At 70.9% G+C, this 11526-nt stretch carries 9 protein-coding genes, 1 pseudogene and 1 riboswitch; of the genes and pseudogenes, 3 read left to right on the top strand and 7 right to left on the bottom strand.

All coding sequences use genetic code 11. The features are described 5' to 3' along the window. Positions 1-167 precede the first annotated feature (167 nt). The 5 genes from ACFXG1_RS17500 to ACFXG1_RS17480 form a co-directional block, all read right to left on the bottom strand. The gene (locus ACFXG1_RS17500; RefSeq protein WP_384743342.1) at positions 168-2015 is read right to left on the bottom strand and encodes a glycoside hydrolase; all 1848 of its coding nucleotides are present in this window, start codon (positions 2013-2015) and stop codon (positions 168-170) included. A 114-nt stretch (positions 2016-2129) separates the two neighbouring features. Continuing rightward, positions 2130-2972, bottom strand: a complete 843-nt coding sequence (locus tag ACFXG1_RS17495) for a carbohydrate ABC transporter permease (protein ID WP_384716975.1) — start codon at positions 2970-2972, stop codon at positions 2130-2132. Further along, positions 2969-3940: a carbohydrate ABC transporter permease gene (locus tag ACFXG1_RS17490; protein WP_384716972.1), complete on the bottom strand. Its 972-nt coding sequence runs from the start codon at positions 3938-3940 to the stop codon at positions 2969-2971. Before ACFXG1_RS17490 ends, ACFXG1_RS17495 begins: the two co-directional genes overlap by 4 nt. Before the next feature lie 3 nt (positions 3941-3943). Then, a complete protein-coding gene (locus ACFXG1_RS17485) occupies positions 3944-5185 on the bottom strand; it encodes a sugar ABC transporter substrate-binding protein (protein WP_384716969.1) in 1242 nt (413 codons plus the stop codon). Positions 5186-5513: 328 nt separating this feature from the next. After that, entirely contained in the window at positions 5514-6584 is a 1071-nt protein-coding gene (locus ACFXG1_RS17480; protein ID WP_384710042.1) for a LacI family DNA-binding transcriptional regulator, read from the bottom strand. Between the two features lie 328 nt (positions 6585-6912). On the opposite strand from ACFXG1_RS17480, the gene ACFXG1_RS17475 reads away from it, so the two are divergent. From ACFXG1_RS17475 to ACFXG1_RS17465, 3 genes and pseudogenes are all read left to right on the top strand, one after another. Next, on the top strand, positions 6913-7260 hold the full coding sequence (locus ACFXG1_RS17475) for an ArsR/SmtB family transcription factor (RefSeq protein ID WP_384710039.1): 348 nt from the start codon (positions 6913-6915) through the stop codon (positions 7258-7260). Then, positions 7257-8480 (top strand): MFS transporter, encoded by a 1224-nt coding sequence (locus ACFXG1_RS17470; RefSeq protein WP_384710036.1) that lies wholly within the window; start codon positions 7257-7259, stop codon positions 8478-8480. Before ACFXG1_RS17475 ends, ACFXG1_RS17470 begins: the two co-directional genes overlap by 4 nt. A gap of 192 nt (positions 8481-8672) precedes the next feature. Continuing rightward, positions 8673-9092 (top strand): annotated as a pseudogene (locus ACFXG1_RS17465) (aminoacyl--tRNA ligase-related protein); the annotation flags it as partial. A 186-nt stretch (positions 9093-9278) separates the two neighbouring features. On the opposite strand, the gene ACFXG1_RS17460 reads toward ACFXG1_RS17465, so the two are convergent. Together ACFXG1_RS17460 and ACFXG1_RS17455 are read right to left on the bottom strand one after the other, a co-directional pair. Then, positions 9279-10565 (bottom strand): agmatinase family protein, encoded by a 1287-nt coding sequence (locus tag ACFXG1_RS17460; RefSeq protein ID WP_384710033.1) that lies wholly within the window; start codon positions 10563-10565, stop codon positions 9279-9281. An 11-nt stretch (positions 10566-10576) separates the two neighbouring features. Beyond that, positions 10577-10643, bottom strand: a riboswitch (guanidine-III (ykkC-III) riboswitch). Between the two features lie 253 nt (positions 10644-10896). Then, positions 10897-11403, bottom strand: a complete 507-nt coding sequence (locus ACFXG1_RS17455) for a hypothetical protein (protein WP_384710030.1) — start codon at positions 11401-11403, stop codon at positions 10897-10899. Positions 11404-11526 lie beyond the last annotated feature (123 nt).

Below are 11526 nucleotides of genomic sequence, written 5' to 3'. Positions count from 1 at the left end.
CGCGCGGGGCACGGGCGTGGGCTCGGCCGCGGGTGCGGGCGTGGGTGCGGGTGCGGGCACGGGGGCCGTCGGCTGTCGGGGTCCGGTGGCTCGCGCGGTCCGGGGCGGGCGGTGCGGCGGTCGTGGTGGGCGCGCCGCCCGGCCCCGGGGTCGGTGTGCGGGCCGGGTCAGCCGCGGGCGACGTGGAGGTGGCGGATGCCCGGGTTGGGCAGGTCGACGGTGAGGGTGAGACGGCCGTCCGCGTCGGCCCGGTGGGTGCCGAGGTCCTCATCCGGCAGCCGGTCGGCGGCGCGCAGCGCCTCCCACTGTCCGGCGTCGGGCCAGTCGCCGCCGCCCATGGCGTTCCAGACGGCCTGGATGTTGCCGTGTTCCTCGTCGACGCGGTGGGAGGTCACGGAGTGGGCCGTGCCCGGCTCGAGACCGGAGACCGTGACGGTCGTGGTCCGGTCGAGGGCGGCCGATCCGCCGATCTTCGACTGGTCGAGGGTGCCGTTCCAGAGCAGGACGTCGACGGAGGAGGCGTCGTCGACCCTGGTGGCCAGGCATTCGACCAGGGCCTGTGCCCCGTCCCCGGTCGCCACGGCGGGGATCCGGCCGCCCTGGAGGAGGGTCAGCAGCCGCAGCGCCCAGAAGCGCGGCTTGCGCAGATTGCCGACGGTCAGCAGACCGAAGCCGCCGTGGAAGAGGCGGGGCGGCCAGCCCAGCTCCTCGAACTGGTCGGAGGCCACCCAGTAGGCGAGGCAGTCGGCGGAGTCGAGGGCGCTCCGCATGCCGCGCAGGACGAAGGGGGCGGCGAAGACGGAGTCGCTGACGGGGTGGAAGTGGGTCGGGGTGACGCCCCACTCGGTCCAGAGGATCTCGGGCTCGGCCCGGCCGGTGGCCTCGGCGAAGCCTCGGGTCATGGGGCGGAAGTCGAGGGGGGCGTTGCCGTAGGTGTGGGTGGAGACGAAGTCGACGGGGACGTCGTGCTGACGGCAGTGTTCGAGCAGGGCGCCGACCCAGCCCGCGGCGGCGGAGGACGGTCCGCCGACGCGGATGCGCTCGTCGACACCCTTGACGGCCGTGACGGCGATCTCGTACAGCCGGTGGTAGTCGTCCTGGGTGCCGTTCCAGAACACCTCCAGATTGGCCTCGTTCCACACCTCGAACTCCCACCCGGCGACCTCGTCCCGGCCGTAGCGGTCCTGGAGGTGGACGGTGAGGTCCCGGCACAGGTCGCCCCAGCGCTCCCACTCCGCCGGGACGGAGACCTGCGCCTGGTAGGCGAAGACGGTGTAGTCGGGGTCGGCGGTGAGTTCCCGCGGCATGAAGGAGAGTTCGACCACGGGCTTGAGCCCGGTGGCGAGGAAGCGGTCGTAGACGGCGTCGAGGCCGGTGAAGTCGAAGGACCCGTCGGGTCCGACGGCGACGGTCTCCGGCAGGAAGGTGCCGTGCGCGCGGACGGTGCGTACCCCGAGTTCGTCCCGGACGATGCCCAGGGACTCGGCGTACTCGGCCGCGACGTCGGAGCCGCCGGGGCCGGGCTCGTCCCACAGCAGCAGGGAGAAGTGTTCGGCGCCGATCATCCGGTTCCATACCGGGGGGAGCGCGACGGGCGTGGCGGAGGCGTCGACGGCGACCGCGACCGGGGCGGGAGTGTCGCCCGCGGCCCGGGGCCGCCCGGTGACGGTGCCGGATTGTTGCCCGGCGCCGCCGTCGGACCAGGTGGCGACCTTGTAGTAGTAGTCGCGGCCGGGCTCGGCCAGGGTGTCGGCGTACGGCGGGTGCGGGACGGCGAGCACATCGCCGCCGAGGTGGTCGAGGGGCTCGTAGGGGCCGTCGGCGCGGTCGGCCCGGTGGACGAGATAACCGAGCGCGCCCTCGACGGGCTCCCAGTCCAGCAGGACATGGCCGGTCCCGCCGACGGCGAGCAGCCCGCCCGGCGGCGGCAGTTCTCCGACCCCGGTGATCCGGTTGTCGCTGGGCTTGCCGATACGGGAATCCCAGTCGGCGTGGGCGGTGGACTTGTCGCTCATGGCAGTACAGACCTCTTCGTCGGGGGCATGGCGGCGGACGCCGCCGGGGACGGGGTGTCCGGTGGCAGGGGAAGGAGCCGGAGAAGGAAGGGGGACGGAGGCGCGGCCGGCGGGCTACTTGAGCCCGGCGGTGGCGATGCCCTGGGTGAAGTGCCGCTGGAGCACGGCGAAGATCAGCAGCACGGGGAGGACGACCAGGAAGGACCCGGCCATCAGGACTCCGTTGGCACCGTTGGCCCGGTTGGGGTCGGTGGCGAAGGTCGCCAGGGCCACGGGCAGGGTGTATTTGTCGGGGTCGTTGGTGGCGATCAGGGGCCAGACGAAGTTGTTCCACGACTGGAGGAAGGTGAGGATCGCCAGGGTCGCGAGCGCCGGCTTCACCAGCGGCATCACGATCCGCCAGAAGATGTACCACTCCCCCGCGCCGTCCAGCCGGGCCGCTTCCAGCAGCTCGTCCGGGACCGACACCATGAACTGGCGCATCAGGAAGACCCCGAAGGCGCCCGCGGCGAAGGGGAGGACGAGCCCGGCATAGGAATCGATGAGCTGCATCTTGCTCATGAGGACGAACAGCGGCAGCAGCATCAGGTTCCCGGGCACCATCAGGGCGCCCAGGACCAGGGCGAAGACCTTGTTGCGGCCCGCGAAGTCCAGCTTGGCCAGGGCGTACCCCAGCATCGAGCAGAAGACCAGGTTGGAGAGGGTGACCAGGGTGGCGACGATGGTCGAGTTCAGGAAGTAGCGGGGCAGGTCGAGGAGGTCGAGCAGCTCGCGGAAGTTGGCGAGGGTCCACTCGGTGGGGATCCACACCGGGGGGCTGGCGGCCAGGTCCGGCTTCGTCTTGAAGGCGGAGAGCGCCATCCAGAGGAAGGGGGCAGCCATCAGGACCAGTCCCGCGCCCAGCAGGAGGTAGGCGGCGGGCTTCTTCATCCGGTTCGTCCGGGCGGTGCCGCTCATTTCGTGTTGTCCTTCAGCAGACGCAGCTGGAGCACCGTGACAGCCATGATCACGACGAACAGCACATAGGCCATGGCGCTCGCGTAGCCCATATGGAAGAAGCTGAAGCCTTCCCGGTACATGTTCAAGGAGACGGTGAGAGTGCTGTTGGAGGGGCCGCCGTTCGTCATGACGAACGGTTCCTCGAAGACGTTGAGATAGCCGATGGTGGTGATCACGGTCGCGTACAGCAGGGTGGGCCGCAGCAGCGGAACGGTGATCGAGCGGAACTCCTGCCACATACCGGCGCCGTCGAGCCGGGCCGCCTCGCGGACCTCGGCGGGGATGGCCTGGAGGCCCGCGATGAAGAGGACCATCACCGTGCCGAGGTTCCGCCAGATCGCCATCACGATGAGGGACGGCATCGCCAGGGTCTCGGAGCCCAGGAAGTCGGGTGCGGTGGTGCCCAGTTCGGCGGCGATCCCCGCGACCAGGCCGTCGGCCGGGTCGAGGACGAAGCGCCAGACGACGGCGATGGCCACGATGCTGGTGACGACGGGGGCGTAGAAACCGATCCGGAAGAAGGTACGCAGCCGGTCGATGCCGTTGTTGAGCAGGACGGCGACGACGAGTCCCGCGCCGATGGTCAGGGGGACGCCGACGACGACGAAGTACCCCGTGTTGAAGAGCGCCTGGAGGAACTTCTCGTCCTCGAAGAGCCGGGTGTAGTTCTCGAAGCCGATGAACTCCGCGGAGAGCGGGTCGGTGACATTGCGGAGGCCGAAGTCGGTGAAGCTCATCGCCAGGGTGGCGAGGATCGGCATCGCCATGAAGACGGCGAACAGCACCAGGAAGGGGGTGGAGAACAGCCAGCCCGCCAGATGGTGGGTGCCCGCCCGCCGCTTGGAGCGCCGGGGGCCGCGGGACGCGGGCGCGGCCGGGGACGTCGGGGCGGCGGCCCCGGCGGCCGGTTCGGTGACGGTGCTCATGCTCTAGCCGACCAGCGGCGCGGTCTCGGACTGCATCTTCTTCGCGGCCTGCTCCGGTGTGGCCTTGCCCTGGGTCACCGACTCGACGGCGGCGTCGATCTTCGACCCGATCTCGGCCCACTCCGCGAGCGCCGGGATGGCCTTGGCGCTCTCCAGCTGGGTGCGGAAGACCCGGGCCGCCGGGTCGCTCGCGAGCTTGCCCTGCTCCCAGGCGGCCTTGTTGGCGGGCAGGTCGGTGGTGCGCTCGTACCAGTCGGCCTGGGTCGCGGGAGCGGCGAGATGGGCGATGAAGTCCGCGGCGGCGGCCTTGTGCTCACTGTCCTTCGAGATCACCAGGCTGGAGCCGCCGGCCCAGGAGGTGGACGAGGCCCCGGCGGGCAGTGGGGCCACGGCCCACTTCCCCTTGAGCTGGGGCTGGTTCTCGGCGATGTTCGTGGTCTGCCAGGGGCCGGACAGGAACATCGGGACGCTGCCGTTGCCGAAGTCCTTGACCACGTCGTAGCCGGGCTGGACGCTCTTCTTCGACAGCCCCTTGTCGAAGTACGCGCCGTACTCCGCGAGGGCGGTGACCGCGGCGGGGCTGTCGAGGGCGGGCTTGCCGTCCTTGGTCAGCTCGCCGCCGGCCGAGTAGAAGAACGGCAGCCAGGTCTGCCAGGCGTCGAGGTTGTAGGGCTGGAGGGAGATGCCCCAGGTGGCCTTCGCCTGCTTCTGGTAGGCGGTGGCGAGCGCCGACATCTCCGCCCAGGTCGTCGGCGGCTTCGTGATCCCGGCCTGACGCGCCAGATCGGTCCGGTAGTACAGCACACGGGCCTCGGTGTACCAGGGCACCCCGTAGACCTCGCCGTCGACCACATTGCTCTCCCAGGACGCGTCGAAGAAGTCGTCCTTGCGGAACGTGCCGGTGTCGACGGGCTCCAGGACGCCGAGTTCGGCGAACTCGCCCATGAAGGTGCTGCCCATCTGCATCACATCGGGCAGCTTCCCGGCCGCGGCGGCGGAGACCTGCTTCTGATGGGCCACGTCCCAGCCGACCGGGGTCACCTTCACGGTGATGTGCGGATTCTTCTTCTCGTACGCGTCGGCGACGGCGCCCAGCTTCTCGCCCTCGGTGCCCATGGCCCAGACCGTCAGTGTCTGCTCCTCGTCGGCCGCCGCCTGGGACCCACCGGAGCCGCCGCACGCCGAGAGCGAGAGCAGGGCCGCGAGGACGAGGGCGGCCGAGGCTGATCCGGTGGTGCGGTGCATGGGGCTCCTCCTTGAGCGTCCGGCATATCCCAAACCGGTGATGTATGCGCTGCCTGTAAGCGCATACATCACCCTGCGCCAGCCCTCGGACATCCACAAGAACCCTTGAGGTAACGCTTGCGTAACGGCGCGGCCATTCGGAATGGCCTCCTCCGCACGCTAGATCGTGCCGTTCGCGAACCGGAAGCCCCTGTGGCGCATCCCGCATCCGCCGCAGCGGATGCGGGGCTCTCATGGGCGGCGGAACGCCCTCCCCACGGGGACGGAAAAGCCTCCCGCCCGGCGGGTCGGCGCCGGGCGGGAGGCGGGGTATTCGCCGTACGGCGGCTCAGGCGGGAGACGTCACGGGGCAGCCGCAGCTGCCCCGCCGCGCCACCGAGACGGGCAGCATCAAGGAGACGGGCTCCCGCGAGCGGTCGCCGAGCCGGCGGACGAGCAGATCCACCGCCTCCTCCCCCAGTCGCCGCATCGGCTGCCGGACCGTCGCCAGCGCCGGGCGCACGATCCGGCTCAGGGGGATGCCGTCGAACCCCACGACGGCCATGTCGCCTGGCACCCGGACACCCCGGCGCTCCAGGGCGTGCAGCGCGCCGATCGCCATCTGGTCGTTCGCGAACAGCAACGCCTCCGGGCGCGGTCCCGGCCGGTCGAGCAGGGCATCGGTCGCCCGCGCCCCTTCGGCCTGGGTCATCATCGTGACCCGGACGTCCGGCTCGCCCGCCACCGCGATCCCCGCGTCCCGGCACGCCTCGCGGAAGCCGTCGAACCTGGCCTCGGCGTCCGGCGAGTCCCGTTCCCCGCCGACGAAGGCCAGCCGGCGCAGTCCGTGGTCCCGGACGAGATGACGGGTCAGCTCGCGCTCGCCCTCGGCGTTGGCGACCTCGATGTGGTCGAGGTGGTCGATCTCGCGCGGCCCGGCCAGCATGACCACCGGCAGCCGCCGCGAGATGATCTCCAACTCCTCGGTGGGCACGGTACGCGCCAGGACCGCGAAGCCGTCGACCCGTCCGGCGACCTGCTCCACCAGGCTTCTGGGCCCGCCTTCCAGGGACGCCGCGATGAGCAGGGCGTAGCCGTGGCGCCTGGCGGCGCGCTCCATCCCCCGGATGATCTGGTCCGAGTAGAGCATCACGGCGGAGTCGTCGTCATCGGCGTCGGCGGCGTCCGCCTCGGCGTCGGGATCGGCGTAGTCGGGGAAGCAGAGCCCGAGGACACCGGTGGCCCGGCTGGCCAGCCCTCGCGCACTGCCGCTCGGTACGTACCCCAGCTCCCGGGCGGCCTCCAGGACCCGTTCCCGGGTCCCGGCGCGTACCGAATCGGGGTTCCGGTAGACCCGGGACACCGTCGCGATGGAGACGCCGGATTTCTCGGCGACGTCGTACACAGTGGGGGCGCTCACGCAGACCGACCGTCCGCTTCTTCTGTCTCGTGGATGTCCCGCGCAGGGCCGGGGCCGATGCACGATGAAAGCGCATTCACCCTAGGTCGCACGTGTCCACGGGAGCAAGGGCACCCGCCGTGAGCAGCGGAAACCAGCCAGCACCGGCCGGGACGGATACGGATCGGCCCGTTCGACCACCACCCCTCACCCACCCCGGGTTCGCGGGGCGGCCCGCGACCCCCGCGCGACAGGGGCACCGGTGCGAGACCGTGCCGCCGGGGGTTGATCGTTCGAGAATTCCCGCACTATATTCGTTCGAGAATTCCCGAACGATTGGAGTGCAGCGATGGCGGCTGCCCGCACGTACCACCATCCCGATACGGCTGAGATCGCGCTCCCGCGCGTGCTGTTCGCGCTCAGTGAGCCCCTGCGCCTGACGATGGTCCGCGTCCTCACCGAGCGCGGGGAGGTCGACAGCCTGGAGCTCGGCCCCGACCTGCCGCGCTCGACGCTGACCCATCACACCGGCCTGCTGCGGGAGTCCGGGGTGGTCTTCGTCCGCGCCGAGGGACGCAAGTGCCTGATCCGGCTGCGCGCCGAGGACCTCGAGGCCCGGTTCCCCGGCCTGGTTCGGACGGTCCTGGCCGGTTACGAGGACGCGGCCGGGGCCGGGGCCGAGGGGGATGTCGCGTGATCGGAAAGATCTGGCCGCTGGTCGTCGCCGCGGTCTCCCTGGGTATCGACGCCTATGTGCTGGCCGGTGTCCTGCCGGACATGGCCGGCTCCCTGGCCACGACGGCCGGCGCGATCGGACTGGGTGTCACCGCGTTCACAGCCGCCTACGCGGCTGCGGGCCCGTTACTCTCGCGCGTCCTGGTCGGCGGGTCGACCCGTACCGGGCTGCTGGTCGCGCTCGGTACGTTCAACCTCGGCAACCTCGCCACGGCGCTGGCACCGACACTGGGTGTCTTCCTGGCCTCCCGCGTGGTCGCGGGCGCGGGGGCCGGCGTGCTCACCGCGGTCGCCACGGCGACGGCCGGAGCCCTCGTGGCGGACCACGAGCGCGGGCGCGCGATGGCGATGGTCACCTTCGGCCTTTCCACCGGGACCGTCGCCGGCGTGCCGCTGGGCATGCTGATCGGCGAACAGGTGGGGTGGCGCGGGACGATGGGCTTCGTCGTGCTCATCGGCGTCCTGAGTATGCTCGCCCTCGCCCTGCGCTCCGGCACGCTGCCACGGCTTCCCGACTCCCGCCGCTCGGGGAACGGCGCCGCGCTCAGGAGCCCACGCGTCGCCCTCGGCATCGCGCTCTCCTTCGTCCTGGGGCTGGCGAGCCTCGGTCTCTACACCTATCTGCTGCCGATGGCCGACGAAAGCGGCCTGGACGGCTGGGGCTTCGCACTCGTATGGGCCTGGGGCATCGGCGGCGTACTCGGTTCCGGCCTGATCGGCAGACCACTGGACACGCTGGGCCCCCGACGGCTGATGCCGGTCGTCCCGGCTTTCCTCCTCGCCTCCCTCCTCGTCGTCTGGCTCGTCGACGACCCCGCGGCATGGCTGATCGCCACCGCGGTGTGGGGTGCGAGCGGCTGGATCAGCGTGCCGGTCCTGCAACAGGCGCTCACCCGGGACCGCACCGAGCAGGCCATGTCCGTCGTCGCCCTCCAGATGGCCGCGATGTACCTCGGTTCCGCCACGGGGTCGGCGCTGGGGGGCGCCCTGCTCTCCGGGGGCGCCGGCGCCGGCACATTGCCGGGATGGGCGGCGCTGACCGTCGCGGGCGGCGTGGTACTCGCCGTACTGGTCGCCCGGCTGACACCCCGGTCCGCCCCCGCCGCCACGCCTGACGCCCTCGCCCCACGGACCCCGACGGCTCAGCACACTCCGGCTGAGCCGGGGGCCTGCCAGTCCTGAAGGCGTCGAAGTCGCTGCCGGACCTGACGAGGCGCAAGAAGGCCGGGCCCGCCGGGATCGGCACGGGCTTGCTCACGGACTCCCGGCGGCGTCCGGTACTGTCCGCGCCGCACCCCGAGCCGAACTCCCCCACCCGGCGGCAAGGGCCGCGCCGCTGGACGGCGCCTACCGTGAGGTCGCCGCGCGGGTGCCGAGGAGTACATCCGCGCCGCCGAACGGCGAGCGGGCTACCAGCACGTGTACTCACCCGTCCTCGGCAAGCGGGAACTGTACGAGATCTCCGGACACTGGGCCCACTACAGCGACGACATGTTCCCCCCGATGGACCTCGGCGGAGAGCAGATCGTCCTGCGCCCCAGCCTCTGCCCCCACCACGCCGTGATCTACCGCTCCCGCTCCCACAGCTACCGCGAACTGCCCCTGCGCATCGCCGAACTCGGCGGCATGTACCGCTCCGAACTCTCCGGCGTACTCGGCGGACTGACCCGGGTACGGGCCATCCAGCTCACCGACATCCTCGACCACTCAGGACTGCCCTACGAAGCCACCGAGGGAGAAGCCGCCTTCTACGGCCCCAAAATCGACGTCCAGGTCACCGACACCGCCGGCCGGCTGGATCGCGGGTGTTCACCGGGGAACCCCGGATCGCGCGGTCACGCGGCGCGCCGACCACGGGCCGGGAGCGATCGCCGCTCCCGGCCCGTCGGCACCCCGGCCGGGCTGCGCCCGACGTCACGGCGGCGGGATCGGGTCACGACCCCGGCCGACCACCGCCCTCAGAGCGCTGTCCGAGCGCTGTCAGAGCGCCGTCGGCGGCCCCCACGCGTGCCGGTCCTTGACCGCCGCCTTCCGACCCAGATGTCCTTCCTTGACCAGTACGGCGAGCGAGTCCAGGATCACCCGCGAGCTGAGCAACGCCGTCTGTTCCGCCCAGTCGTACGGCGGGGCGCACTCGACGACCTCCAGTCCGGCGAGGCCGGGTGCCGAGATCTTCCTGATGAGGTTGAGGGCTTCCCGCGGCAACAGCCCGCCGGGTTCCGGCCAGCCGGTGCCGGGGACGAAGCCCGCGTCGATGACGTCGATGTCGAAGGAGAGATAGACCGCCTTGGCACCCTTCCACGCCGTCTCCAGCGCGATCTCGGCGACCTTGTCGATCCCGACCCGTTCGACGTCGCCCACCGTGATCACCGTGGTGCCGCGCTCCCGCCCGACCTTGACCCCGGCGCGCGGCGCCTGCCAGCCGCCGATGCCGACCTGGACCAGATTGGTCGCGGGCGCGTTCTTGATGTTCGTCGCGTGGAACCACGGCGTGGTGTGCATACGTTCGTCGAGATCGGTCTCCTGGGTGTCCACATGCCGGTCGAAGTGGATGATCCCGATGTTCCCGTCGACGTACGGCGCCATGCCCCGGATGGTGGGGTATCCGATGGAGTGGTCACCGCCCAGGATGACCGGGAACACCCCCCGCTGGTAGACATGCGCCATCGCCTGGCTGATCTGGTCGAACGACTTCTCCAGATTGCCGGGGATGGTGAACACGTCGCCGATGTCGACCATGTTGAGCTGCTCGCGCAGATCGACGCCCAGCTCGAAGCAGTAGGTACCGAACAGGTTCGTGGACCGCCGGATGCCCTGCGGGCCGAACCGGGCTCCGGGCCGGTAGGTGGCACCGGAGTCGAGGGGCGCGCCGAAGACGGCCACCTCGGCGTCCTCGACCTCGTTCACGTCCTCCAGGAAGGGGGACTTGAGGAACGTCCCCCGTTCACCGGCGAAGTGCGGCAGTTCACCGCGTGAGAACGTCGGGATCGTCTTGTCGACGAGCGTCGGGGACCCGGGCAATCCGTGCGCCAGGCCCCGCTGGATCTCCTCGTCATGCCGGAAGAGGGAGATCCGCTCCTCGGCCAGCTGCGCCCATTTGCCTTCCTTCGCGGCGAAGGCGTCGCTGTGCGAGTGGGCGTGCCCATGACTGTGGGAGTGGGAGTGCGAAGGGGAAGGCGACGGACCGTCGCCGTGCTCATGGTGCGGGGATTCATGTCGCGCTGTGACCGCTTCGTCGCGGTCGAGGGGATCGGGCGTCTTCGGCATTTCAGCCTCCAACGAGGCCGTCTTTACGCGGAACCGGTACGGCCACCCTCGTCGGCAGATGCTCTGATAGCACCTGTTCGGCACTGTAGCACCGGGCACCGGAACGCCGACACCGGGCCTCTGACCGGCACAGGAGGCGGCGTCCCGACCGGATGGGAGCCGGCGCGCGGGCCGGGGATCCGATCTTCCTCTTCGACGGCGAGGCCACCTTCCTCCCCGACACCGACAACCCCTATGGCGCGCTGCCCTCTACGACCCCTCGGTGGTGGCGTTCGTCCGCGACACACCGGAGGCGGCCTCGCGCCGGGCGCCCTCCCGCACGGCCCCGGCCTCAGACCCGCCCCATCTCCCGCAGCACCTGCCACCAGGGATCCTCGTCTTCGGTACCGCTGATGGTCCGGTAGCCGGAGCCGAAGACGGTGTCGCGGAGAAAGGCGTTCAGGTCGTCGCCCCACTGCTCGAAGACATCGCTCTGCCACCAGATGACACCCTGGTCGGGAAAACCCCACACGGTACCGTCGGCGCGCCGCAGGAAGAGCGGGTCCTCATTGATCTTGCCGAAACAGAACCAGTCCTGCTGTCCCAGAGTGACCGGGGCGCCGTCGACGGTATCCGCGAGGAACTGGCTCCGGGCGGCGTACCCGGCGTCATGCAGGACCACCGCGCTGAAGATGCCGCCGTCGACGACACCGAGGTACTCGCGGTACGTCTCGGGCAGGGAGGGATCCAGGCGACCCGTGTGCCCGGCGGGAACGGAGTTCATCATGCTCCACTCCGTCTCGCGAGGCAGGAGGGCGCGTGCCGTGTCGAGCAGCCGGCGGACTTCCGGGGCGATCATGCGGGCGGTCCTGCGATCCTAGGTCGAATCAGACCCATCGTGAACGGCGCCGCCGCCAACGCGATCCCCACCGTCGCCGCCAGGTCGGCCAGTTCCGCCACCGCCGCGATCTTCCGCGCCACG

The organism is Streptomyces sp. NPDC059248, from assembly GCF_042753905.1.
Taxonomy (GTDB): Bacteria; Actinomycetota; Actinomycetes; order Streptomycetales; family Streptomycetaceae; genus Streptomyces.
Note: the sequence above shows the minus strand (reverse complement) of the source record. Positions and strands in the feature narration are given on the sequence as shown.

Coding starts and splice junctions, on each gene's coding strand:
- ACFXG1_RS17495 (WP_384716975.1), bottom strand. CDS start 2,972: ATGAGCGGCACCGCCCGGACGAACCGGATGAAGAAGCCCGCCGCCTAC.
- ACFXG1_RS17500 (WP_384743342.1), bottom strand. CDS start 2,015: ATGAGCGACAAGTCCACCGCCCACGCCGACTGGGATTCCCGTATCGGC.
- ACFXG1_RS17490 (WP_384716972.1), bottom strand. CDS start 3,940: ATGAGCACCGTCACCGAACCGGCCGCCGGGGCCGCCGCCCCGACGTCC.
- ACFXG1_RS17460 (WP_384710033.1), bottom strand. CDS start 10,565: ATGCCGAAGACGCCCGATCCCCTCGACCGCGACGAAGCGGTCACAGCG.
- ACFXG1_RS17485 (WP_384716969.1), bottom strand. CDS start 5,185: ATGCACCGCACCACCGGATCAGCCTCGGCCGCCCTCGTCCTCGCGGCC.
- ACFXG1_RS17455 (WP_384710030.1), bottom strand. CDS start 11,403: ATGATCGCCCCGGAAGTCCGCCGGCTGCTCGACACGGCACGCGCCCTC.
- ACFXG1_RS17475 (WP_384710039.1), top strand. CDS start 6,913: ATGGCGGCTGCCCGCACGTACCACCATCCCGATACGGCTGAGATCGCG.